The sequence below is a fragment of the Gottfriedia solisilvae genome (genome assembly GCF_002128405.1).
GTDB lineage: Bacteria > Bacillota > Bacilli > Bacillales > Bacillaceae_G > Gottfriedia > Gottfriedia solisilvae.
This window is the reverse complement of record NZ_NETJ01000004.1, coordinates 278,537-304,584: the sequence shown is the minus strand read 5'-3', so window position 1 is coordinate 304,584 and position 26,048 is coordinate 278,537. Positions and strand designations below refer to the sequence as shown.

Annotated in this window: 24 protein-coding genes; 21 read left to right on the top strand and 3 right to left on the bottom strand. The window is 33.6% G+C overall.

Going from position 1 to position 26,048, the window contains the following annotated elements; genetic code table 11:
• The first annotated feature begins 166 nt into the window (after positions 1-166).
• The 17 genes from flaG to CAB05_RS14715 all read left to right on the top strand — a co-directional run bounded on the left by flaG (position 167) and on the right by CAB05_RS14715 (position 20,182).
• Positions 167-520 carry a flagellar protein FlaG gene (gene flaG, locus CAB05_RS14795; protein ID WP_088001115.1) on the top strand — a complete coding sequence of 118 codons (354 nt, stop codon included), beginning with the start codon at positions 167-169 and terminating at the stop codon, positions 518-520.
• A 12-nt stretch (positions 521-532) separates the two neighbouring features.
• Complete coding sequence (locus CAB05_RS14790; protein ID WP_088001113.1) at positions 533-2,077, top strand: flagellar hook-associated protein 2; 1,545 nt, start codon at positions 533-535, stop codon at positions 2,075-2,077.
• 19 nt (positions 2,078-2,096) lie between these two features.
• Positions 2,097-2,498, top strand: coding sequence for a flagellar export chaperone FliS (gene fliS, locus CAB05_RS14785; RefSeq protein ID WP_088001111.1), 402 nt, complete (start codon positions 2,097-2,099; stop codon positions 2,496-2,498).
• Positions 2,498-2,848, top strand: a complete 351-nt coding sequence (locus CAB05_RS14780) for a flagellar protein FliT (RefSeq protein ID WP_088001109.1) — start codon at positions 2,498-2,500, stop codon at positions 2,846-2,848. The genes fliS and CAB05_RS14780 overlap by 1 nt, the downstream gene beginning before the upstream one ends.
• 199 nt (positions 2,849-3,047) lie before the next feature.
• Positions 3,048-4,871: a potassium transporter KimA gene (gene kimA / locus CAB05_RS14775; RefSeq protein WP_088001107.1), complete on the top strand. Its 1,824-nt coding sequence runs from the start codon at positions 3,048-3,050 to the stop codon at positions 4,869-4,871.
• A gap of 210 nt (positions 4,872-5,081) precedes the next feature.
• Positions 5,082-5,279 carry a cold-shock protein CspD gene (gene cspD / locus CAB05_RS14770; protein ID WP_088001105.1) on the top strand — a complete coding sequence of 66 codons (198 nt, stop codon included), beginning with the start codon at positions 5,082-5,084 and terminating at the stop codon, positions 5,277-5,279.
• A gap of 322 nt (positions 5,280-5,601) precedes the next feature.
• Positions 5,602-6,144, top strand: a complete 543-nt coding sequence (hpf, locus tag CAB05_RS14765) for a ribosome hibernation-promoting factor, HPF/YfiA family (protein WP_088001103.1) — start codon at positions 5,602-5,604, stop codon at positions 6,142-6,144.
• Between the two features lie 482 nt (positions 6,145-6,626).
• Positions 6,627-9,137 (top strand): preprotein translocase subunit SecA, encoded by a 2,511-nt coding sequence (secA, locus tag CAB05_RS14760; RefSeq protein WP_088001101.1) that lies wholly within the window; start codon positions 6,627-6,629, stop codon positions 9,135-9,137.
• Positions 9,138-9,277: 140 nt separating this feature from the next.
• A protein-coding gene (gene prfB / locus CAB05_RS14755) for a peptide chain release factor 2 (protein WP_096777894.1) occupies positions 9,278-10,376 on the top strand; the annotation gives its coding sequence in 2 pieces (ribosomal slippage) (positions 9,278-9,349 and positions 9,351-10,376; 1,098 coding nt in all).
• 369 nt (positions 10,377-10,745) lie between these two features.
• Complete coding sequence (locus tag CAB05_RS14750) at positions 10,746-11,618, top strand: YitT family protein (RefSeq protein WP_088001097.1); 873 nt, start codon at positions 10,746-10,748, stop codon at positions 11,616-11,618.
• Positions 11,619-11,697: 79 nt separating this feature from the next.
• Positions 11,698-12,024, top strand: coding sequence for a cytochrome c551 (cccB, locus tag CAB05_RS14745; RefSeq protein ID WP_371870402.1), 327 nt, complete (start codon positions 11,698-11,700; stop codon positions 12,022-12,024).
• Between the two features lie 344 nt (positions 12,025-12,368).
• A complete protein-coding gene (gene ftsE / locus CAB05_RS14740) occupies positions 12,369-13,055 on the top strand; it encodes a cell division ATP-binding protein FtsE (protein WP_088001095.1) in 687 nt (228 codons plus the stop codon).
• Entirely contained in the window at positions 13,045-13,938 is an 894-nt protein-coding gene (ftsX, locus tag CAB05_RS14735) for a permease-like cell division protein FtsX (protein WP_088001093.1), read from the top strand. The genes ftsE and ftsX overlap by 11 nt, the downstream gene beginning before the upstream one ends.
• A gap of 131 nt (positions 13,939-14,069) precedes the next feature.
• Positions 14,070-15,380: a murein hydrolase activator EnvC family protein gene (locus tag CAB05_RS14730; protein WP_088001091.1), complete on the top strand. Its 1,311-nt coding sequence runs from the start codon at positions 14,070-14,072 to the stop codon at positions 15,378-15,380.
• 297 nt (positions 15,381-15,677) lie between these two features.
• Entirely contained in the window at positions 15,678-17,144 is a 1,467-nt protein-coding gene (locus CAB05_RS14725; RefSeq protein WP_088001089.1) for a catalase, read from the top strand.
• A gap of 174 nt (positions 17,145-17,318) precedes the next feature.
• Positions 17,319-18,752 (top strand): S41 family peptidase, encoded by a 1,434-nt coding sequence (locus tag CAB05_RS14720; protein WP_088001086.1) that lies wholly within the window; start codon positions 17,319-17,321, stop codon positions 18,750-18,752.
• A gap of 236 nt (positions 18,753-18,988) precedes the next feature.
• Entirely contained in the window at positions 18,989-20,182 is a 1,194-nt protein-coding gene (locus CAB05_RS14715; RefSeq protein WP_088001083.1) for a PDZ domain-containing protein, read from the top strand.
• 594 nt (positions 20,183-20,776) lie between these two features.
• On the opposite strand, the gene CAB05_RS14710 is transcribed toward CAB05_RS14715, so the two are convergent.
• Positions 20,777-21,874, bottom strand: a complete 1,098-nt coding sequence (locus tag CAB05_RS14710; protein WP_088001081.1) for a glycerophosphodiester phosphodiesterase family protein — start codon at positions 21,872-21,874, stop codon at positions 20,777-20,779.
• 401 nt (positions 21,875-22,275) lie between these two features.
• Here CAB05_RS14710 and CAB05_RS22175 point away from each other — a divergent pair, with 401 nt between their 5' ends.
• Positions 22,276-22,449, top strand: coding sequence for a hypothetical protein (locus tag CAB05_RS22175; protein WP_158093282.1), 174 nt, complete (start codon positions 22,276-22,278; stop codon positions 22,447-22,449).
• 251 nt (positions 22,450-22,700) lie between these two features.
• On the opposite strand, the gene CAB05_RS14705 is transcribed toward CAB05_RS22175, so the two are convergent.
• Entirely contained in the window at positions 22,701-23,003 is a 303-nt protein-coding gene (locus tag CAB05_RS14705) for an alcohol dehydrogenase catalytic domain-containing protein (RefSeq protein WP_088001066.1), read from the bottom strand.
• Between the two features lie 125 nt (positions 23,004-23,128).
• Between CAB05_RS14705 and CAB05_RS14700 the strand changes: the two genes are divergently transcribed.
• Together CAB05_RS14700 and CAB05_RS14695 are read left to right on the top strand one after the other, a co-directional pair.
• Positions 23,129-23,575, top strand: a complete 447-nt coding sequence (locus tag CAB05_RS14700) for a MarR family winged helix-turn-helix transcriptional regulator (RefSeq protein ID WP_088001064.1) — start codon at positions 23,129-23,131, stop codon at positions 23,573-23,575.
• A gap of 358 nt (positions 23,576-23,933) precedes the next feature.
• Entirely contained in the window at positions 23,934-24,422 is a 489-nt protein-coding gene (locus CAB05_RS14695; RefSeq protein WP_088001062.1) for a VanZ family protein, read from the top strand.
• 100 nt (positions 24,423-24,522) lie between these two features.
• Here CAB05_RS14695 and CAB05_RS14690 read toward each other — a convergent pair whose 3' ends face one another.
• A complete protein-coding gene (locus CAB05_RS14690) occupies positions 24,523-24,990 on the bottom strand; it encodes a hypothetical protein (protein ID WP_088001060.1) in 468 nt (155 codons plus the stop codon).
• Between the two features lie 316 nt (positions 24,991-25,306).
• Here CAB05_RS14690 and CAB05_RS14685 point away from each other — a divergent pair, with 316 nt between their 5' ends.
• Positions 25,307-25,840: a DinB family protein gene (locus CAB05_RS14685; protein WP_088001058.1), complete on the top strand. Its 534-nt coding sequence runs from the start codon at positions 25,307-25,309 to the stop codon at positions 25,838-25,840.
• Positions 25,841-26,048: the final 208 nt, after the last annotated feature.

The following is a 26,048-nucleotide window of genomic DNA, read 5'->3' as shown; positions in this document are numbered from 1 at the left end:
TAAAGCGTTGGAATCAGTAATATTGACTTCAGCGTTTTTTATTTTTTTATACTCACAAAGTACTTTTATACTAGAAAATAAATTAGAAAAAATTAATTACTATATTTCTTAAAAAAATTACCGATATAAAGAAAAATGAAGTTATTTGATGAGGGAGGAAGTCGTGATGTTAAACAATGTATCAACAACGACTTTGGCTAAGAATGTCCCAATCATCCCTGTACCGCAACAAAGCCAAGAAGTTAAAGAATATGGTTTAAAAGAAATTGGAAAAGACACTGACGAAATTACTGTGCCTAAGAAAGATTTGGAAAAGATTATTAATGGCATGAACAAATTATTAGAGCCATCACAGACATCATTAGAATTTAAATTACATGATAAAACGCATAGTTATTATGCAGTTCTAGTCGATTCAGATACAAAAGAAGTAGTTCGAGAAATTCCTTCTAAAAAACTATTAGATTTTTATGCAGCAATGGAAGAATTTTTAGGATTAATGTTTGATAAGAAAATTTAAGGATGTGAGAATATGGTTAATCGCCTAAATGGTTTTACAGGCGTAATGGATATAGAGACAACTGTTAAAAAATTAATGGATGCTGAGAGACTCCCTTTAAATAAACTTTTAGCACAAAAACAAATAAATGAGTGGCAAACACAACAATATCGTGATTTAAATTTATTAATGGATGATTTCAGAAAACAAATTACAGATGGAGTTGGATTAGTATCTTCATTTAATGCTAAAGCAGTTTCTAGTTCGAATGAAAATGTTGTAACTGCAACTTCTAGTAATTCTACTAGTAATGTTGTGAATACAATTGATGAAATTACTTCATTAGCATCAAGTGCAAGATGGACTTCAAATGCAGTCGTAAATAGTGGTGGGGGTGCAATTGATCCTACTGCAAAATTAAATACAATCACTTTTAATGGTGGTTATCAGCTATCAGGTGCTCAAAAATTACAATTTGATGTAACGACACCTGAAGGAGCAACGTCTACAGTTTCAATTGATATTGATGGTTCGACTGATTCATTAAATGATGTTATTAAAAAAATTAACAATTCTGGCGTTGGTGTTTCAGCATTTTATGATTCTGCAACTCAAAAAATAGTGTTTACTAATAAAGCGACTGGCTCAGGAGCAAATGTGAAAATAAATGAATCAGGTGCTGGAGCTGGAACAAAGAATTTTATGCAAGCGATTGGATTTACATCTGATGCTTCAAATAACTTAATTCCTTCTTCAAATGGTTCAGACGCAAGCTTTAAAATCAATGGTCTAACTACAACCCGTAAATCGAACACTTTTACAATTGGTGACGTAACCTATACCTTAAAACAAACCTCAGCAACACCAATCACTGTATCAACTACTACAGATACGAATAAGGTTTTTGATAATATTAAAGCTTTTGTTGATAAATATAATGAATTAATCGGAAAAATTAACGAACGAGTAACACAAAAAAAATACAGAGATTTTCAACCCTTAACTGATGAACAAAAAGATTCAATGAAAGAAGAGCAGATTAAAAAGTGGGAAGAAAAAGCTACTAGTGGATTATTACGTGGTGATGGCGTTTTAAATGGTGTCTTAAATAAAATGCGCTTAGAATTAGGTAATCCAGTTGACGGTGCTTCAATAAATTTATTAAGTAAAATTGGTATAACTACAAGCAAGGATTATTTAGAAGGTGGAAAATTAATTATAGATGAAAAGAAATTAAAACAAGCCATTCAAGATGACCCAAATGCAGTAGCTAATTTATTCACACAACCAGGATCTGGAACGGATACGAAAGATCAAGGAATTGCAGTTCGATTAAAAAACACTTTAAAATCTGCTATTGATGATGTGACAAAAAAAGCTGGTAAAGCTTTTTATTCTTCTCAACAATTTAGTTTGGGAAAAAGCTTATTAGATTTAAATAAACGTATAGGCAATTTTGAAGACCGCTTAATTCAAATAGAAGATCGATATTATCGTCAATTTAGTGCAATGGAAAATGCGGTGCAAAGGGCAAATGCACAAAGTGCACAATTAATGCAATCCTTTGGTGGACAATAATCGTTGAGGTGGACAAAAGATGGCAATGAAAAACCCTTATGAACAATACCAACAAAACTCAGTAAATACAGCATCTCCAGGTGAATTAACGTTGATGTTATATAATGGTTGTCTTAAATTTATTCACTTAGCGAAAGGTGCAATTGCACAAAAGAACTTTGCAGAACGAAATAAAAATATCTTAAGAGCACAAGACATCATTCAAGAGTTAATGGTAACTTTAGATATGGAACAAGAAGTATCACAAAACTTAATGCAACTTTATGATTATTTGAATCGACAATTGATTCAAGCGAATATCAAAAATGATGTTACTATTCTTGAAGAAGTTGAGGGATTTGTTACAGAATTCCGTGATACATGGAAAGAAGTCATCCAAATCAACCGTCAAAAAACGTTTGCTAATGGTGGACAGGCATAATGAATGTGAACCAAACACTTTTTTCGGTTACTACTCAGCTTGCAGAACTAACATCGATAGTTCCGTCTCAGGAAAATCGTGATGAAATCATAGAGAAAATCTTTTCTTTATTAGATGAAAGAGATGAACTGCTTCCTAGTGTTCAGCCTCCCAAGGATGAGGGTGAACGACAACTAATAAACAAAATCGTTGATTTGAATGATCAAATTAATCGTTCTATGAATATCATTTTGTCTGATATTAAGAAAGATCTTTCAGGATTAAAAGACCAAAAAAAAGTACACAACCAATATATCAACCCATATAAATCATTAAATAATCTTTCAGCTTTTTTTGATAAAAAGGAATAAAAATCAAAGTATCCTGTGGGAACAGGATACTTTTTGTTTTGTAGTATTTTATTTAAGAATAGAGGTAACTTAATAGTAATTAATTTACGTGAAGTGTAATAAATATTGGTATTATTTTCATGAATTTAACACAATTTATACTAGTTTTGTGATAAACTCAAATGGTTTAGTTTCATACTTATTATGTAGAGGTGTACTTATGTTATCGATTTTAAAACGATACTTAATCGGTAAGCCACTTAAGACAACTGAATTAGGGGAGCAAAAGCTTTCTAATACAAAGGCATTGGCAATTTTATCGTCAGATGCATTGTCTTCTGTTGCTTATGGACCAGAGCAAATATTAATTGTGCTAGCAACTGTTGGTGCTGTTGCATATTGGTATTCAATTCCAATCGGTATTGGCGTACTTATTTTATTGTTAGCATTAATTTTGTCTTATCGCCAGATTATCTTTAGCTACCCACATGGTGGTGGTGCTTATGTCGTATCTAAGCAAAATCTCGGTGTTATTCCAGGGTTAGTTGCTGGTGGATCATTACTTGTCGATTATATTTTGACTGTAGCAGTTAGTGTGTCAGCTGGAACGGATGCGATTACGTCAGCAATTCCAATCTTACATAGTCATACAGTGTTTATTGCAGTTTTACTCGTTATTTTTATTACGATTCTTAATTTACGCGGATTAACTGAATCAGCATCTATTTTAGCGTATCCAGTGTATTTATTCGTGGTTGCACTTGTAATTATCATAGTTGTGGGGCTCTTTAATGTAATAACTGGCAATGGACCACAAGTAACTCATTCACCAATTGGAACGACTATACCTGGTGGAATCTCATTATTTTTACTATTAAAAGCATTTTCATCAGGTTGTTCAGCTTTAACGGGTGTAGAAGCCATATCGAATGCAATACCTAATTTTAAAGAACCATCTGAACGTAATGCAGCAAAAACATTAACAATGATGGGACTAATATTAGCGGTTCTTTTTTCAGGTATTATGTTCCTAGCTTATTGGTATAGCATAACGCCTAATGCGGAAGAAACTGTAATGTCACAACTAGGTTCAGAAATTTTTGGCCGTAATATTATTTACTACTTCATACAAGGAACAACAGCGTTAATCCTTGTATTGGCAGCAAATACAGGTTTCTCAGCATTCCCATTACTTGCATATAACTTAGCTAGTGATAAATTTATGCCAAGAATGTATTTACTTCGTGGAGATCGTTTAGGATATTCAAATGGAATTATTACTCTTGGTGTTGCATCAATTCTTTTAATTATTGCATTCCAAGGGAAAACAGAACAATTAATTCCATTATATGCAGTCGGTGTATTCGTACCATTTACACTTTCTCAAACAGGTATGGTTATTAAATGGTTAAGAGAAAAGCCTGCGAATTGGTTCCCAAAAATGATTACAAATTTAGTTGGTGCATTAATTTCAGCATTAGTTTCAATTATTTTCTTAACAACTAAATTCAATCAAGTTTGGTCAATTCTTGTTTTCTTACCACTCATCGTGTATCTATTTTTAACAATTAGAAAACATTATGAGGCAGTAGGGGATCAGCTTAGATTAAATAATGATATTCCTGATAAAATTAAAGGGAATATCATGATTGTACCAGTTGCTGGTATTACAAAAGTTGTAGAGCGTACGATGCAGTATGCACAGGGTATTGCAGATGAGGTTTACGCAGTTTATATTTCTTTTGATAAAGAAAGTGAACAGCAAATGAGAGATAAGTGGGAAACTTGGAATCCAAATGTAAAGCTAATTGTTGTTCATTCTGAATATCGAGAAATTACTAGACCGTTATTAAAAGTAATTGATCAAATGGAACAAAAAGCACATGAAAATGGATTTGAAATCACTGTTTTAATTCCTCAATTTATTACAAAGAAAAACTGGCATAATGTTTTACATAATCAATCTAGTTTATTACTTCGTGCATACTTACTGCACAAACGAAGTGTAATTGTAACGACGGTACCTTATCGATTTAAGGTATAAAATGCTTGTAAAATAAGGAGTTAAGGGAAATGTAAGGTTGGAAATTACTTATTTCAACCCATCCCCTTAACCCTTTTATCTTGAATTTAGAATTTGTCGAATTGTCGGAAAAAAAGGCGATAAGCTATTTTTGACTTGTTCCACTTTTTTGATGTATAGTTGAATTGTGGAGAAGATTCACAAGTTTTCGACTGAAGGGAATGGATTTGAATGCAAGGTAAAGTAAAATGGTTTAATGCAGAAAAAGGTTTTGGATTTATCGAGCGCGAAGATGGAGACGATGTATTCGTGCATTTCTCAGCGATCAACGCTGATGGTTACAAATCTTTAGAAGAAGGCCAAGCAGTTAGCTTCGAAATCGTTGAAGGTAACCGTGGACCTCAAGCTGCTAACGTAACTAAAATCTAATATCCGTTAATAAGTAATTATTTGCTTATATAGATTCGGAACACAAAGGCTTACTCAATTGAGTAAGCCTTTGTTTGTTTTTATCTTGTTTACTGTGCCCAGTCCCTCGGTGTCAATGGTCGGTTTGGAAAAGTTTTTTCTATATTTATTACTTGGAAAAAAATACAGTGAATCTTTAACGAAATCTTTAAATATAATCTCTTGTAAAGATAAAAAAGTTCTGATATTGGACAAATATTCTTTGAAGGAATATATCAATCTAGTGTAGAATATAAGTATAGACAGCTTTCATTTTTGGAGCTTGATGAAGGAGGAAACCCATATGATGCTAAACATCCGAGGCGAAAATATTGAAATTACTCCAGCAATTCGTGAATACGTAGAAAAGAAATTATCACGTTTTGATCGTCATTTTAATGAGGATCTAACAGCTCGAGTAAACGCAAAGGTATTCCACGACAAGCAAAGAATTGAAGTCACTATTCCAGGTACGTATATGTTATTACGTGCAGAAGAAGAACATGCTGATCTTTATGCAGCTGTTGATCTAGTTATTGATAAGCTAGATCGTCAAATTAGAAAACATAAAACAAAAGTAAACCGCAAACTTCGTGAAAAAGGATCTTTAAAATATATGTTTGCGACATCTTCTGAAGCTGCAGTTGCAGTTGAGGATCAAGAACATGAAATTGAATTGGTTCGTACGAAGCAATTTGATTTAAAACCAATGGATGCAGAGGAAGCAGTTCTACAAATGAACATGTTAGGCCATAACTTCTTCGTATTCTTAAATGGTGAAACGAATAAAACGAACATCGTGTATTCAAGAAAAGATGGTCGTTATGGATTGATTGAAGCTAAATAATAGAATAATAGAGTGAATAGGACTAAGCAGAATATTCTTGCTTAGTCCTTTTTTGTTAGAGTTTGTTTATTGTTTATTTTTAAAATAATGTTTTGATCTAGAAGATTGTTGATTAAAAAGAGGGTTTTTCTAAGCAATCAAACAATTATTTAAGAAGTCTCGACACCTATGGAAGTAACAGGACAGTTGAGACCCCACAGACGCGAAGGCGTCGAGGAGGCTCAACTTACGCCCCGGAAAGCGAGCATCCTGAAGTGGTAATCAAAAACCTTTTTTAACAGAGTTTTATTTAAGTTTCTCATCGTAAATTGGTGAAAATACTAATGAAAACGATTATTTTCGAAAGAATTAAACAATTCTAATGGTACATTGTGTCCATAAGGTTGTCACTTGTCTTCATTTAATGATAAAATTAGAAATAGTATCTAAATCTAATCAATTAAGACATTTGTTTATGACTTTAAAATAGAGGAGCGTTACGAATGCTTGGAATGTTAAAAAAGGTGTTTGACCTTAATCAACGACAATTAAATAAAATGCAAAAGCAGGTTGATCAAGTAGTAGCATTACAGGATCAGTATGCAAAATTATCAGATGATGAATTAAGAGCAAAAACAGAAGAGTTTAAAGCACGTGTTCAAAAAGGTGAAACGCTTGATGATATTCTAGTTGAAGCTTTTGCGGTAGTTCGTGAAGGTGCAACTCGTGTGCTTGGTATGACACCTTATCCTGTTCAGTTACTAGGTGGAATTTCATTACATGAAGGTAATATCTCAGAAATGAAAACTGGGGAAGGTAAAACATTAACGTCTACTTTACCAGTTTACTTAAATGCATTAAGTGGTTTAGGTGTTCACGTTGTTACAGTAAATGAATACTTAGCGAGCCGTGATGCGCGCGAAATGGGTCAATTATATGAATTTTTAGGTCTATCTGTAGGCTTAAATTTAAATAGTATGGAGTCAGATGAAAAACGTGAAGCATATGCATGTGACATTACGTACAGTACAAACAATGAACTAGGTTTTGACTACTTACGTGATAACATGGTAGTTTACGCTGAGCAACGAGTTCAACGTCCTTTAAACTATGCAATTATTGATGAGGTTGACTCAATCTTAATCGATGAAGCACGTACTCCTTTAATTATTTCTGGACAAGCAAAACAATCAGCTCAAGCTTATATCGCAGCGAATGCTTTTGTTGGGATGCTTCAAAAGGATCAAGATTTTACGTATGATGTAAAAACGAAATCTGTATTATTAACTGAAGAAGGTATTTCTCGTGCTGAGCGTTCGTTTGGCGTTGAAAACCTATTTGATTTAAAAAATGTAAACTTAAACCATCATATTAATCAAGCGCTACGTGCACATGTTACGATGACAAATGATGTTGATTATGTTGTACAAGACGGTGAAATTGTAATCGTTGACCAATTTACTGGACGATTAATGAAAGGTCGTCGATACAGTGAAGGTCTTCACCAAGCAATTGAAGCAAAAGAAGGTTTAAAAATTCAGAATGAAAGTATGACCCTTGCTACGATTACTTTCCAAAACTATTTCCGTATGTACAAAAAGTTATCTGGTATGACTGGTACTGCGAAAACAGAAGAAGAAGAATTCCGCAATATTTACAATATGAACGTACTAGTTATTCCGACTAACCGTCCGATTGCTCGTAATGACAAGCCGGATTTAGTTTATAAATCTATGACTGGTAAATTTAATGCTGTAGCTGAAGAGATTGCAGAGCGTCACAAAGCTGGCCAACCAGTTCTTGTTGGTACTGTTGCGATTGAAACTTCTGAATTAATTTCTCAGTTATTAAAACGTAAAGGGATTAAGCATGAAGTATTAAATGCAAAAAACCATGAGCGTGAAGCAGATATTATCGCATTAGCAGGGCATAAAGGTGCTGTTACAATTGCAACGAACATGGCTGGTCGTGGTACGGATATTAAATTAGGTGAAGGTGTTCGTGAGCTTGGTGGATTAGCAGTAATTGGTACTGAACGCCATGAAAGCCGTCGTATTGATAATCAGTTACGTGGACGTTCTGGTCGTCAAGGAGATCCAGGGGTTACAACTTTCTACCTTTCTATGGAAGATGAATTAATGCGCCGGTTTGGCTCAGATAATTTATCAATTATGATGGACCGTTTAGGTTTAGATGATACTCAACCAATCGAAAGTAAAATGGTTTCTCGTGCAGTAGAATCTGCACAAAAACGAGTTGAGGGTAATAACTTTGATGCTCGTAAACAATTATTACAATATGATGATGTATTACGTCAGCAACGTGAAGTAATTTATGCTCAACGTTCTGAAGTAATTGATTCAGATGATTTACAACCAATTGTGAAGAGCATGATCGAAGGAACGATTAATCGTGTCGTTTCAGCTCATACACCTAATGAACAACTTCAAGAAGAGTGGAACTTAGAAGGTATTGTAGACTTCGTTGAAGCTACATTGCTAAATGAAGATGAAATTAGTGTTGAACAATTACGTTTAATTGAGCCAGATGAAATGGTTGAACTAATTCAAAAGGCAGTATTTGAACGTTACGATGAAAAACAAGAACTTTTACCAGTTGAACAAATGCGCGAGTTTGAAAAAGTTGTCTTATTACGTACTGTTGATAGCAAGTGGATGGCTCATATTGATGCAATGGATCAACTGCGTGAAGGTATTCATTTACGTGCATATGCACAAATTGATCCTCTTCGCGAATATCAAATGGAAGGCTTCGCAATGTTTGAAGAAATGATTGCTTCTATTGAAGAAGAAGTTTCTCGTATTATTATGAAGGCTGAAATTGAAGCAGATGTTGAACGTGAAGCAGTTCAAGGTGAAGCAATTCATGTAGGAACTGATGAAGGTGAAGTTAAGAAAAAACCAGTTGTAAAAGGCGACGAAATTGGCCGAAATGACGATTGTCCTTGTGGTTCAGGTAAGAAGTATAAAAACTGCCACGGAAAAGGAATCTAATAGTATAGAAACTGTATGAAAAAAGGGGCAAGGGCAAGTAGTTATTAGGGAATCAGTGTAACTATTAATGGTTACACTTCCTAATTACTTGTCTTTACCTGCTTTTTATTGTTCATAAAATTTTAATTGAGGTGTAAGTAATGGAATTAGTAGAAGTAAAGCAAGAATTAGAAAAGATGGCGAAACGCCTTCAAGCATTTAGGGGGTCTCTTTGACGTAGAAACAAAGCAAGGTAGATTAGACGAGCTTGAAGCATTTATGTCAGAACCAACATTCTGGGATGACCAAAAAGCAGCTCAAGTTGTTATTAGTGAAGTAAGTGGATTAAAAGAAGTCATTAATGAATTCAATGATTTAAATGACGGCTATGAAAATCTTGAATTAACATATGAGTTAGTGAAAGAAGAAAACGATGACGAACTTTTTGAAGAGTTAGTTTCTGAAGTAAAAGTATTAACGGTTAAACTAAATGATTTTGAACTTCAATTATTATTAAGTGAGCCTTATGATAAAAATAATGCAATATTAGAACTTCACCCAGGTGCAGGTGGTACTGAGTCACAAGATTGGGGCTCAATGTTATTGCGTATGTATACTAGATGGGCTGAAAAACGTGGCTTTAAAGTGGAAACTTTAGATTACTTACCAGGTGATGAAGCTGGAATTAAAAGTGTTACTTTAGCGATCAAAGGTCACAATGCTTATGGCTATTTAAAAGCGGAAAAAGGCGTTCATCGTTTAGTACGTATCTCTCCATTTGACTCTTCTGGTCGCCGTCATACTTCATTTGTGTCATGTGAAGTTATGCCTGAATTCAATGAGGAAATTGAAATTGAAGTTCGTACAGAAGACTTGAAAATTGATACGTATCGTGCAAGTGGAGCGGGTGGACAGCATATTAATACAACTGATTCAGCAGTTCGTATTACGCATACACCAACGAACACAGTTGTTACATGTCAATCTGAACGTTCTCAGATCAAAAACCGTGAAGCAGCGATGAAAATGTTGAAAGCTAAGTTATATCAACGTAAATTAGATGAGCAACAAGCTCAACTTGATGAAATTCGTGGTGAGCAAAAAGAAATTGGTTGGGGTAGCCAAATACGTTCTTACGTATTCCACCCATATTCAATGGTTAAAGGTCATCGAACAAGTGCTGAAGTAGGTAATGTACAAGCAGTAATGGATGGTGGACTTGATCCATTTATCGATGCTTACTTACGTTCAAAAATTTAATATAAATAGATAAGTCTTGTAGAAATGCTGATATGACTAAAAAAATTGGCTGTTAAGAATACAGGGGAAAGTTTGCGTTCTTAACAGCCATTTTATTGAGGTTTAACTGAAGACTTCAAAGTAAACATCTTCTTTTTGAAGATGTTCTCTTTATAATGTTTTCTCTCTAGGGAGATAGCAACTAGCTATATTGGGGATTATTTAAATATTATTGCAATTATATTTTTTTAACAAAAATTAAAAAGTAAATTTTCATTCATTATGTTAGAAAGCTTTTAGCCTTTTTGATTAATAAAAAATAGAGATATAGACCTTATAAAAGGTTACAAAATTTAAAATTATCAACTAGAGAAAGTTTGGGGGATTACATTGAAGAAAGTAAAGTATGGAACCACTTTATATGTAGGGTGGGGGAAGACGGTTATCGATTATCTTTTTGTTTTATTAGGTTCAGCAATTATTGCGGTAGCATTTAGCGTCTTTTTATTACCAAATAATATCGCTTCAGGTGGAGTTAGTGGTATTTCAACAATTCTAAAAAGTACACTTGGATTTAAACCAGCAATTGTACAATGGGCTTTTAATATTCCATTATTTATTGCAGGTGTTGTATTATTAGGTCGCCAATTTGGAATAAAAACATTAGCAGGTACAATTTTCTTACCATTTGTCGTGCTTTTAACAGAAGACTTAAGCCCTGCTACAGATAACCCATTATTAGCTTCAATTTTTGGAGGACTTTGTATTGGATTAGGTCTAGGTATTGTATTCCGTGGAAAAGCATCAACGGGTGGTACAGACTTAGCAGCTCAGATTGTTCATAAATATTCAGGATTATCACTTGGTATTTGTGTAGCATTTATCGATGGATTAATCGTATTAACAGCGGCAATCGTATTTGATTTAGAAAGTGGTATGTACGCATTAATCGCATTGTTTGTAACGAGTAAAACAATCGACTTAGTACAAATCGGTCTTGCTAGATCAAAAATGACATTAATTATTACTTCTGAAGAAGAACTAGTTACAAATGCAATCGTACATGAATTAGATAGAGGTGTAACGAAATTAAGTGGGGTTGGTGGTTACACGAATGAAAATCGCCCTGTATTAATGTGTGTTTTAGACCAATCAGAATTTATAACATTACGAGATATTGTACAATCAATTGATAGAAATGCCTTTATAACTGTAGTCGATGCAACTGAAGTACTTGGCGAAGGTTTCACAAATTTGACATAAAAAGGAAAAGTTGTGACATCCTATGAGTAGTACACTAAAAGTATAAGACTTTATTGGGATTATTAAAGGGGAGATTTTTGTGAAAAAGCTATTGCTTGCTTTTGTCACTGGTGGAATGCTGTTAACAGTAGCAGCTTGTGGTTCAAATAATAATGCTGGTAATAAGGACTCGGGTGAGCCTGTATCAGCAAGTGCTGGAGAAAAGCTTTTTAAACAAAGCTGTTCAAGCTGTCACGGTGGGCAACTTGAAGGTGGAATTGGACCATCATTAGAGACTGTTGGTGCAAAGTACTCTGAAAAGGAAATTGAAACCATCATTCATGAGGGCAGAGGACAGATGCCGAGTGGTGTAGTTGAAGGCAATGACGCAAAAAGTGTTGCAAAATGGCTAGCAACAAAGAAATAAATAAATAAAAAACAGACCAATTATCTAATTACTTAGAATTGGTCTGTTTTTTTCATTTATATTACAAATACCACTATTATTAAAAGAGTGGTTAGAAATAGGTCGAAATAAATATTGACTATTAAACAAAATGTAACATAAATTTATCAGTAGTGACAATTTTTAAGTGGTATAATAGAGGAGCTTAGCAGAAAAATATCGAATTATGTAGATTAGAACAGATTTGAGATTATGGTTCGGTAAGCAAGAAAGATTGTGAAAAGTTAAGTTAAGACATCAATAAAATCGATCTTATCCGATTCGATCTATAAATAATAAGGAACAATTACTATAAGGAGAATGTCATGATTGAATTAAAAGAAGTTTATAAGACGTATCCTAATGGTGTTCTTGCGGTAAATGGTATTAATGTAAAAATTCGCCAAGGTGAATTTGTATATGTCGTTGGACCTAGTGGAGCTGGGAAATCGACTTTCATTAAAATGATGTATCGTGAAGAAAGACCATCAAAAGGAACGATATTAATTAATGGTATTGATTTAGCACAAATGAAGGATAGCAAAGTACCTTTATTACGAAGAAATATCGGAGTTGTTTTCCAAGATTATAAATTATTACCGACTTTAACTGTTTATGAAAATATTGCATTCGCACTTGAAGTTATAGAAGAAAATCCGAAAACAATAAAGAAGAGAGTTATGGAAGTACTTGATCTTGTTAAGTTAAAGCATAAAGCTCGATTCTTACCAACGGAACTTTCCGGTGGTGAACAACAACGTGTTTCGATCGCTCGTTCAATCGTTAATAAACCAAAAGTTGTTATTGCCGATGAGCCTACAGGTAACCTTGACCCTGAAACTACTTGGGAGATCATGGATATTTTTAAAGAGATTAATGATCGTGGCACAACTATTGTAATGGCCACACACAATAAGGATATAGTGAATAACTTAAAGAGACGTGTTATTGCAATTGAAGGCGGAAAAATTGTACGCGACCAAGCGAGAGGAGTGTACGGTTATGAAAGCTAGAACTGCGAGAAGACATGTTCGTGAAGGACTACGAAATTTAAGACGTAATGGCTGGATGACATTTGCATCTGTTAGTGCTGTTGCGGTTACTTTAATGCTTGTTGGTGTATTTTTAACTGTAATTTTAAACGTTAACCATATTGGTACAACTCTAGAAAAAGATGTTGAAATACGTGTTTTAGTCGATTTAACGGCTACTAAAGAACAACAAAGAGCATTAAAAGATGAAATTAAAAAAATTGATCATGTAACGACAGTTAAATTCTCGTCAAAAGATCAAGAATTAGATAATTTGATTAAGAGTATGGGTCAGGATGGACAAGCGTTTGAGCTTTTCGAACAAGAAAACCCATTAAATGATACGTATATTGTAAAAACAGATTCACCTGATAAAATCGCACCAGTTGCGAAAAAAATTGAAGGTTTACATTACATCGATGAAGTAATATACGGTAAAAAACAAGTTCAAAAACTGTTTAATGCAGTTTCAGTTGGTCGAAATATTGGTTTAGTACTAATTGTTGGTCTACTGTTCACTGCAATGTTCTTAATTTCAAACACAATTAAAATTACAATTATGGCAAGAAGACGTGAAATTGAGATTATGAGATTAGTAGGTGCAACTAATAACTTTATTCGTTGGCCATTCCTTTTAGAGGGATTATTACTAGGCGTTATGGGAGCGATACTACCAATCGCATTAATCTTAACTGGCTATAATGTTGTTTATAATATGTTAATGCCAAAATTAGCAGGAACAATGTTTACATTACTTCCATTCTCACCATTTGTTTATCAAATTGCTGCTATTCTAATTGGAATCGGCGCAGTTATTGGTATGTGGGGTAGTGTCATGTCAATTCGAAAATTCTTACGTAAATAATATAAATGCATTGAAAAGTTTTATTGTTTTAATAGAGTAATGAAATGATGAGCTTTAGTGTCTATTTTTAACGTCTAGCTGAGTTGATTAAGGTACTAAAGCTTTTCTATATACATAAGGAGGGATCTTAGATGAAAGAGAATAAAAAATCGAAAGTAATGATTATGGTGTTAAGCAGTACTTTCATCATCGGGGCCATCCCATCCGTTTCTTTTGCTGAGAGTAAATACCAAACACAAATTGACAGTATCGAAAAGAAACGTAGTGAGGTTAAGGAAAAGACAGAAGCAACAAAAGACAAGATTGATGATTTACAACAAGATCAGGCAAATGTTGTTAAAAAACTTGAACAGCTTGACGTAAAAATGAAAGAAACAAAACGCCAAGTTAACCAAACACAGGATGCAGTTGAGAGTGGTAAAAAAGAAATTAGCAAATTGAAGGAAGAAATAAAGTTTATTGAGAAACGCATTGAGTCTCGACAAGAATTATTAAAAGATAGAATGCGATCGCTTCAAAAGTCTGGCGGAATGCTATCTTACATCGATGTTATTTTAGGATCTAATAGTTTCGGAGATTTAATTCAAAGAATGAGTGCTGTACAAGTAATCATGGAAGCAGATGAAGATATTATTAATCAGCAAAACTTAGATTTAAAGATCGTAAACAGTAAAAAAGATGAAATGACAGTCAAACAAGCAAAAATAGAGCGAGATTTAGCGAATTTAGAAACCTTAAATAAACAGCTATCAAATCAAGTCAATGAACAAAACAATTTAATGGCGTCTCTAAAAGAACAAGAAAAAGAAGCTCATGAAGACGTATTAAATTTAAAAGAGCAGGATGAGTTATTAGCCAGCCAGCAAATTGCGTTGAAAAAAGCAGCAGAAGAAGCAAAACGAAAAGCTGCAGAAGAAGCAAGATTAAAAGCTGAAAGAGAGAAAGAGAAAAATGATAACAAGCCATCAAATGGTGGTTCTGGTAATTCAGGAAACTCTGGGAACTCTGGAGGGGGAAGTACGCCACCTATTTCAAGTGGAAACTTTACAAGACCAGCTGCAGGTTATATTTCTTCAGGATTTGGTAACAGATCTTTTGATGGTGGAGGATTCCATGATGGAGTTGATATAGCAGGTAGTGGAACAGTTCCTGTTGTTTCGGCGGGTGATGGCGTTGTAATCAGAGCATATACTTCTTCATCATATGGTAACTGCGTATTTATTACTCATAATATTGGTGGACAAGTATGGACAACGGTATATGCGCATTTAGATAGCTTTAACGTGTCAACTGGACAATCTGTCTCAAAAGGTACAAAAATTGGTTTTATGGGTAACACTGGTCATTCTTTTGGTCAGCATTTACACTTTGAACTTCATAAAGGTGAGTGGAATGCTAGCAAATCAAATGCCGTTGATCCACAAAAATATATTAATTTCTAATATCTATTCTATGAACCTATCTCCAAAACATCGGAGATAGGTTTTTTTTGTGTTCATTTAAGTTCTCATTAATTTCTTATGCTAAAAAATAAACCAATGAAATAGATATAAATAGACAGGGTTACTTGTAGGCAGAAATAAGCATTTAGTAATGTTGATACATAGTAAAGAGGTGGTGGAAACTCCCAAAATTTTCCTAGTTTATAATAATTATAGTTTAATATTGATTTTCATTCTAAATTAAATTATCATATAATTAATACTAAATAATAATAATTCTAATTAAGGAGACAAAATATGACAAATAATCGCTTAACAACAAATCAAGGTGTACCAATTGGAGATAACCAAAATTCATTAACTGCAGGACGAAGAGGTCCAACTCTTTTAGAAGATTATCAACTGATTGAAAAGTTAGCTCATTTCGACCGTGAGAGAGTACCTGAGCGTGTAGTTCATGCACGTGGCGCAGGTGCACATGGTGTGTTTATTACGAAAAATAGTATGAAGAAATATACGAAAGCAAAATTCTTACAGGATGCTGGAACAGAAACACCAGTATTTGCACGTTTCTCAACAGTAGTCCATGGTATGCATTCTCCTGAAACATTACGTGACCCACGTGGATTTGCAGTAAAATTCTATACTGAAGATGGAAATTACGATTTCGTTGGTAATAACTTACCTGTATTCTTTATTCGTGATGCTATGAAATTCCCTGATATGGTTCATGCATTAAAACCAGACCCAAGAACAAACCTTCAAACAGGTAATCGTTATTGGGATTTCTGGTCTTTAACGCCAGAAACAACAAATATGTTAGTACATTTATTCTCTGACGAAGGAATTCCAGCAAACTACCGTCAAATGAGAGGTTCGAGTGTTCATTCATTTAAATGGGTTAATGAATACGGAAACACAGTATATGTAAAACTTCGTTGGATTCCTAAGCAAGGTGTTAAAAACCTTTCAATGGAAGAAGCAAGTGAAATTCAAGCGAATGATTTTAACCATGCTAGCCGTGATTTATTTGATTCAATCGAAAATGGAGATTTCCCAGAGTGGGATTTATATGTGCAAGTTCTGAATCCAGCTGATATGGATGATTTTGATTTTGACCCACTAGATCCTACAAAGGATTGGTTTGAGGATGTAATTCCACGTCAATTAGTAGGAACAATGATCTTAAATCGTAACCCTGAAAATGTTTTTGCTGAAACAGAATCTGTTGGTTTCAATCCAGGCGTATTAGTTCCTGGTATGCTACCATCTGAAGATAAATTATTACAAGGAAGATTATTCTCTTATTCTGATACACAAAGATACCGTATTGGAGCAAATTATCAACAGTTACCAATTAACTGCCCATTTGCAAAAGTAGCAAACAATCAACGTGATGGACATATGCCATTTGGTCAACAAACTCATCCAATTAATTTTGAGCCAAACAGCTATTCAGATACACCTAAAGAAGATCCAGCTTATGTAGAAGTTGATCAACCACTTGTTGGTGTGTCAGCTCGTAAGAAAATAGAAAAAACAAATGACTTTGGGCAAGCAGGAGAAGTTTGGAATAGATATAGTAAAGAAGAGAAAGATACTGTCATTAAAAACATTAGTGCAGATATTGCGTCTGTTGATGAAAAGATTAAGCTTCGTGCAGTATGCAACTTCTACCGTGCGAATGTACAGTTAGGTGAAAGACTTGCAAATGAGTTAGGATTGGATTTATCTCCATATTTACAACACCTTACGACAAAATAATTAAAACCTTTTAATAAAATTTTATTAATTAGTGTTCTACTTGCAAACATAAGTGATACAGGCTTATCATATAATAGAACAGAAAAGGCATCGCACGTCTGTGTGATGCTTTTTCAATACATACACTAAATAGTAGATTGATACGTTCAAGCATGAACGGATAGGAGGTTCTATATGAATCGTAAAACATCAGCACTACTTGCATCAGCAACATTCGTTGTTGGAATTGGAGTGGGCTCATTAGCATTTAATAATAGTACAAGTTCAATTGTTTCAAACTTAACACAAAGCAAAGAAATAAAAGCGTCTGAGGACGAAAATATTGCGAAAATACAAAAAGCTTACGAGATTATTGCAAATCAATATGTGAAAAAAATTGATCCTGATAAATTAACTGAAGGTGCAATTCAAGGAATGGTAACGACTTTAGATGATCCATTCTCGTCCTATATGGATGGAAAAACTGCGCAACAATTCCATGAATCATTAGGTTCATCGTTTGAAGGAATTGGAGCCGAAGTATCGAAGGATGGAGAAAAACTAATCATCGTATCACCTATTAAAAATTCTCCAGCTGAAAAAGCGGGTATTAAACCAAAAGATGAAATCCTGACAGTTGATGGAAAAAGTATTAAAGGGTTATCACAATATGATGCCGTATTAAAAATTCGTGGTAAAAAAGGAACGAATGTAACACTAGAGATTAAACGACCAGGTGTTGCAGATCCAATCACATTTAACATTAAGCGTGATGATATTCCAATGTACACAGTTTTTGGGTCAGTTAAGAATGTAAATAACGAAAAAATTGGATATATTCACATCACCTCATTTAATGAAAAGACTGCTGATGAATTTAAAAAGGAATTAGATAAACTAGAGTCTCAAAATATCGAAGGCTTAACAATAGATGTGCGTGGTAATCCTGGTGGCTACTTACAAGCTGTCGAAGGTGTACTAGAGGAATTAGTAGTTAAAAATGAACCATATTTACAAGTAGAAAATAGAGAAGGTCAACGTGAGAAGTATTATACAAAATTAAACAAAGCGAAACCTTATCCTATTAATGTATTAATAGATAAAGGAAGTGCGTCAGCAGCGGAAATCTTAGCTGCGGCATTAAGTGAAGCTGGAGATTATCAACTAATTGGTGAAAAATCATTTGGTAAAGGTACAGTTCAGTCAACACTTGACTTTAAAGATGGTAGTAACATTAAGTTAACGCAGTTTAAATGGTTAACACCAGATGGTACTTGGATTCATAAAAAAGGAATTAAGCCGGATATAGAAATAAAACAACCTGATTATTTCTATGTAACACCAATTGATAAAACGAAGACATTTAAATATGACGACAATAACGAAAATATTAAACAAGCTCAAATCATGCTAAAAGGTTTAGGGTATGATCCTGGACGTGAAGATGGATATTTTAGTGAAGATACAGAAGCGGCAATTAAAAAATATCAAAAAGCAGTTGGTATTACTGTAAATGGTAAACTTGATCAACTAACTTCTGAAAAATTAGAAGCATCTTTAATTGAAAAAATACGTGATGAGAAGAATGACGTTCAATTAGAGGAAGCTTTAGAATTAGTATCTGAATAAGGATTGATTGTGAAAGAGGGCGATGATTTTCGTCCTCTTTTGACATAATTCCCGGGAAATAGCTACTATGCTACATACTAGGCAGGAGAATGGAAGATGTTTGTCGAAAAGTACACTTTAGGGGAAAGTGTGCTTTTTTAGTTGTATATTATATATTTCCCTTTGAAAAAAATGATATAAACCGATAACATAAATATATATGAATCTATAAAATTTTTAAAAAGGTGGTGAAAGATATGTGGTCAAATGTAATATCGGAATTACTAATTGGTTTTGCTAAATTATTTTTGCATCCATTTGTTTATTTGTTTTTTATCGCTGCATTATTTAGCGGGTATTTACGTGTGAAAAGAGAACGAAAACATTTTTCTACACGTATTTTTAATGTTTCGTTTGAATGGAAGACATCTTTATTGTATGGGTTATTTTTAGGTGCAATATTATCAGTCGTTTCATTACTTGTAGGAATCAGTATTCCAATTGAGATGGTTGTCTTGATTAGTATCATAACAATTTTATGTACAATAACCTTACAATTTCGTTGGATGTCGCCTGCATATACAATTGGACTAGCACTGATTGCTATTCCATTACTAAATAAAGGCGTATCATCACTGTCCATATTAGAAAATGTTGTTCCAAAAGATATGAATGGAATGCTACCAGCAGTTACAATCTTATTAAGCTTGTTATTGTTAGCTGAAGGTGTTTTAGTACAAAGGAATGCTGCGAATTATACATCACCATTATTTGTTGAAAGTAAACGTGGTAAAAGAGTTGGTGCTCATGAAGCGAATAAACTTTGGATCGTACCATTATTTTTACTGATTCCAAATGGAACAATAGTGAGTGATTTTGCATGGTGGCCAATTCTATCATTAGGAGATAGTGGTTATTCAATTTTATGTGTACCTTTTGGAATTGGGTTCTACCAACTAATTAAAGGAATGGTTCCAAAAGAATCAATCAAACTGGTTGGCAAACAAATAGTTACACTATCATTATTAATTTGTATTGGTGGAGTTATAAGCTACTTTGTTGGGTTTGTCGCATTCGTGACAGTTGCATTAGCAATTGTTGGACGTGAAGCTATTTCCTATATTCATAAAAATAGAGACTTCAATACACCATCATACTTTACATCAAAAACAGTAGGTCTAATTGTATTAGGCATTTTACCAAACTCAGTAGCAGATAAAATGGACATACATGTAGGCGAAAGCATAACAAAAGTAAACGGGCAAAGCGTATCCACCGTTGATGAATTCTACAATGCACTCCAAATCAACCGAGCATACTGCAAGGTTGAAGTAATCGACTTCAACTCAGAAATCCGCATTACACAATGTGCAGTATACGAAGGAGAACACCATGAACTAGGTTTCATTTTCCCTGAGGAAGAAACGAAGTATAGTGGTGAGGTTGGATAGAATTGTGATTTTTCATTATTAACCGGAATTTTGTCAAAGTTCTCCGGAATGGACCTAAAAAAATAAGAAGACTGATTCATGAATTTTTGAATCAGTCTTTTTCTATTATTTTTAAATATATATGTTCTTCTTATGCAACGAAATGGCAGGATAGTTAAAGAAGGATAACAATAAAACAATAAGAATATGTAGTAGAAAGACTTTGCGATAACGTGTTTAAGAAGGAGAAAGAAATCAATATGAAAGTAAAAAAATCCATTTTTATTTTGAATATAATCATTCTTATCTTGGTTATTTAGAAAAACTAAGCAAAGAACATAAAATATTTATTATTTCAAATTCAACAAAAGCATGCTAGCCAACCATAGACTTAGATTCACAACAGTGAATGGAAATTTTTATTGTACTTCCATAGTAGTTCAATAACGAAAGGTTCATCTAAAAAAGAAAAAGCTAGGTTACCCTAAAGATTCAAAATAACAAAAGGCACCCATCTAAAAGATAGGTGCCTTTACTATCAATCCTATAACTGCAACCTTGTTACAATATAGTTTTAAGAGATTAGTAAAAAAGTATTTAAAGAGATAAGTACTACTACTTACGAATAGAGTAGCTCTTAGGTAGCTTTAGATCATTCTGTTCCATTACAACACGTAGTTGGTCTGGGAAGTCAGTGATGATTCCATCAACGCCATCATTGATAAGTTTTTGCATAGTAGGCTGGTCGTCAACCGTCCATGGAATGACCTTCATTCCGTACTTGTGTGCATCTTGAACCATACTCTTCGTAACGTAAGGTAAATAGTTTGCATCAGTAATTTTGCCATTTTGCGGAAAACCATGTACTGGAGAGATAGCATCTACTCCTAACGAATGTGCCGCAGCAACGAGATCTCCACCAAAGTCATCAATATCAATTCTACCCAACCACGGTGAGGCGCCTGGCTGTCCAGGTTGTAGGAACTGTGGTCCGTTGGTTAGGGCAACGAGAGGCAAGTGAGGTTCAACCTCATGCATACGCTTGAGCGCACCCCAGTCAAAACTTTGAATTGACACTCGATCGAGCATCCCAGCTTCGCGAACTTGTTTAGCAACAATTTGCACAAATTCTTCACGAGGAGCTGTCTGCTCAGGGGCCCCAGCCTCTACTTTCGTCTCTATATTCATCCACACTTTGTTAGCTTTGTAGCGCTTAACAAGATCGAAAACCTCAGTTAGTAGTGGCATCTGAGCTCCAGGGCTCAATTGCTGATCAGGGAATTGTTGCAATCCTTTTGAGCCACAGTCTAGTGTACGCACTTGTGCAAGGGTTAGATCTTTTATGTACTTGCCTACGTATGGGTATTCTGTATCACCAACGAATGCCGGTCTCATATCTGCGCACTTGGCACCCGAAATTTTGCGGTCGTGGGTAATGACAGCTTGATGATCTTCAGTAATCTGCACGTCAAGCTCAAGTGTGCTCACACCGAGTTCTAGTGCATGTGAGAATGATGCAATTGTTGACTCAACAGTAAGCCCAAGTCCACCACGGTGTGCTTGCAGATCAAAACCTTTAGGATCAAAGCTTTTTGAGTTATATGACCAGGTTGAATACTCTGTCTCAGGGGTAGATTGTGCTGATACTTTGCTAACTCCTGAATACACCATAAGTGAAGCCAATGTCGCTAATATAAACTTTCTTCCATTCATTTATTGCTCATCTCCTTATAAAATCTATTACTCTTATAAGTTTAGATGACCGATGTAAAATTTTATCTATTACTCTAATAAAAAGGAGTAAAGAAAAGTAAACGAAAAATTGAAAAATGTAACAATATTAATACTTGAACAGGATAGGATAATATAAAGTTTTTCTTTCTTTAAATACCAAGAGGAAAGTATAACAAATTTATCTAAAAGTAAAGAAACAAGGAAAAGGAATTTTGGTGGATTTCACCACAATTATGAGTCGCTAATGCGGCTTTTTTTATTGAAAAAACTGGAAGAATAAGGAATAAAAATATTCATTGGAAGAAAACTATAATGTCGATCACATTAATTTAGAATGCGTATCGTACGGCTTTGGATGATAAGGAAAGGATGATTTAACGATGGATATGGACATTCCGAAAGATGATGATATTGAAATGGAAGAAACGGTAGAGCTAAGTGGCAGTATTGATAAAATAACAGAGCATAAAGTTTGGGGCGCACAAGGTTTATTTGATATTCCAGATCAAGGCAAGTCGTACAGGAAAAGATATTTAGGAAATCGATATCAATAAGAAAGTATAGCCTGTGTCATGGATTATCAAGTAATCTATGACACAGGTTCAGTAAATTAATTGTACTTAGTTATTCGGTCACCAGCTGACTAAAATTCGCTAAATAAAATGATAACAGCTAATTATATTGTATAAGTTAATACTAATAAATCTGAGGTTCTTTCTATTATTGTTTGTAAGAATCATTCATTTTAAGAATGATTCTACCAGTACCATGACCTGTTTCACTTAATTTGTGTGCCTCTCTAGCTTCAAGTACCTTTAGTGTTTCTACCAAAAACAAATTGACCAATTTCATATTCTTTTATTGATTCGCCTACAGCAATGACTTCACCCGAAAATGAAGAACCTGGAATATATGGGAAACTGACTGGAAAAAAGGATTTAAAGAATCCCTTTCTAATCTTCCACTTAATGGGAAGTACTGCCGAAGCATAAACTCGAACTAATACTTCATTTTCATTAGGAGCAGGCACAATCACTTCTTCGTATTTTAAAACATCAATATCACCATATTCATAGACTTGGATAGATTTCATTAATTTTGGTCCCATGATTTACTCCTTAAACGTAAAATTTTTTACAAAGTATATATAAATTGTGTAAACTCAGTAAATAATGAAGTTTAACAAAATACTGAGTATGCTCAGTAAAAAATGAATCGTCAAGGAGTTTAATAATGATACGTAAAAATAAATCAGGTGAAGTATTAGAAACATTGTTTAAAACAACTCATCAGTTACATCGTTTGTTTGAGAATAATTTAAGTAAATATGAAACACCAGTCGTATTAACTGGACCTAGACTAAGATTACTAGTTACTGTATTGGAAGCCGGAGAAATAAGAATGAGTGATATTGCGTTAAAATTAGGTATTCAACCACGGACAGTTACTCAATTTGTAGATGCATTGGAAAAAGAAAAGTATTTAATTAGAATGCCTGACCCCATGGATCGACGTGCAACATTATTAAAGGTGGCTGATCATGCCATTAATGATATAAATCAAGCAAGAGCCTCAATGAGTCTTGCAGCTGAGGAAACGTTAAAAAATATATCACAAGAAGATCAGGAGCAAATTTTAAAGATACTTAAATTGATAGGAAACTTAGAGGATATTAACTAGTTTAAAAAATGTTAGTTCAACAACGAATGGCTGCTTATGCAGTCATTTTTTATAATGCGAAAAGGCATGATATTCTTTTTACGCTCGCCTTTACCACTCTCTATGTTTGGTAAAGCTTATTGATGAACATGTTTTGAAATGTGATTCAATTAATGGACTTAAGAAAAATTTAAGATTTATCCTACTCTTTTTTTAAATTGTTTTTCCTACTATATATGAAAATACCGCTTGTTGGAAACATCTGAAGAAGAAATGAGAGAGTACTGGTTACAACTAGAAGTACATTGAGTTTTAGATATAGCTGTAGTGAAGCAGCTTTTTTTTCAGGTTGGTGTGACAAGAATCGGAGGAAAATATATTGGGAAATAAAAAATTGACATTCGTATTATTCATAATTTATTTATTAGCACTTAATTGGTTAGTCCTATTTAAGTTACATTTTTCTTTTGATCAAATAGACAGAGTGCGAGTAATTAATATGATTCCACTTAATGATTTTGTCTTTTCAGAGGTGTATAACAATATTAGGATTTTTGTGCCATTAGGTATCTATATTTGCATTTTTAAAAGTAAGTGGTCTTTTATGAAAAAACTTCTTTCAATTTTCGGTTTAACTCTGGCATTTGAGACGACACAATTTGTTTTAGCTATTGGAAGAAGTGACATTACTGATATACTGGCCAATACACTTGGAGGTGCAATTGGTATTGGAATTTATGAGCTTTTATTCAAAATTCTAAAACACAGAACAAATAAATTTATAAATTTATTTGCTGGGGTGTTAACTTTTTGTGCATTATTTTTTATTATCTTTATTTTTAATAGACTCGTGATACTTAATTTATAGAGATTAGTAAGCGAATATAGTTACAATAAGTAAAAAATAAGCCCCGGCCAAATTTTGGAAGGGGCTTGTTTGATTCCGTTTAATTGTAAATTTATATAGCTTAAAGACTTAAGCTAACATAAAGCATAAGTGAGAAAATGAGATATGGAAAGAGGATTAAAAACCATACAAAAGGCTTTTTCCACTTATCGATATTATCATAGATTGCTATAGTGATTAATAAGATAACCCCAAATGGAATTAATAAGAAGCTATACATACCAGTGTAAGGGAATTTCTCTAAAATAAAGGATAAAAACAATAGTGCAGTACAGCTAAAAAGCTTAAAGACTGTACTTTTATTAATAATCAGTTTAGTAACAATAGATGTAATCAGCAAGATTGCAATAAAAAATTCTATTAAATACATTGTAAAGTAAAAAGATCCCGATAAATCATTACCAGCCTCAGTACCGTCGGCGTCAGTAGACATCCCAAATAAAAAAAACAACATTGGAAAGATAAACGGGCTTGTTACGAGTATTGTAAAACCAATTGATGCAGATACTTTCTTAAATAATTCTTTCAAAATGAACACTCCTAGTTTAATTCTCTAGTTTCATCTTACGAGATAGAATTAAAAAAATATATAGGAGAAACAAACTCTACAATAGAGAACTGACTTCAGAGTGTTTGGATGTATAGTATATATGTTGGCTAAATGATGATTAGTTCAAAAACAATGAGAAGGAAGAGAAGTTCTTCTCTTCCTTTTTTACTTCATTTAACATTCAGCAAGAAGTGATTAAAACAAGTTACCTCAAATAAACTTTCAATTTATGTAGGGGATTTACTTACTTATCTAGAAATTAATAGGTTGGACTAAAATGGGAGGGGTTACAACAATGATCGATACGAACAATATATTATTAGTTGGGGAACAAGATGGAGTTAAAGGAGATTTTAATACATTAAAGTCAATGATGACATACGTAAGATATACAACGCTGGAAGCTATTAAAGATATTACTGTAGAGGAGCTAGATTATCTGCATTCTCCAACAGGTAATACAATAGGAATGCTACTTACCCATATGGCAGGTGTTGAATATTGGTATCAACTTAATACTTTCGAAAATAGAGATTTAAACGAAGAGGAAGAAGTGATATGGTTACCTGGTTTAGATTTAGATGAACAGGCAAGAGAGAAAATTAAAGGTAATGATGCAGATTATTATATTAACCTTTTAGATACGATTCGAGAAGATACATTTGAAAAATTTAATACACTATCAGATGAGTGGTTATATGAGAGGTCAGAGTTTGGAAGGAATTTAGCGACAAATTACTTTAAATGGTTTCATGTATTTGAAGATGAAATTAATCATCGAGGTCAAATAAGAATGATTCGTAAGTTATATAAAAATAATTTGAAATAGTGTATTTTCTATATAGTAGTACAAAAAGGGATGGAAATTGCGGGGAATATTTTCTGCAATTTCCATCTTTTTTGTAAGAATGAAATAAAATAAAACAGCATCTCATAAATATACTAACCTTGCTTCATAGAAGTATGTTTCAAAATGTATAGCATCTTTTTGCGTGTGATAAATCGCATTACTAGAGGATGAATTATTAAAAAATGCT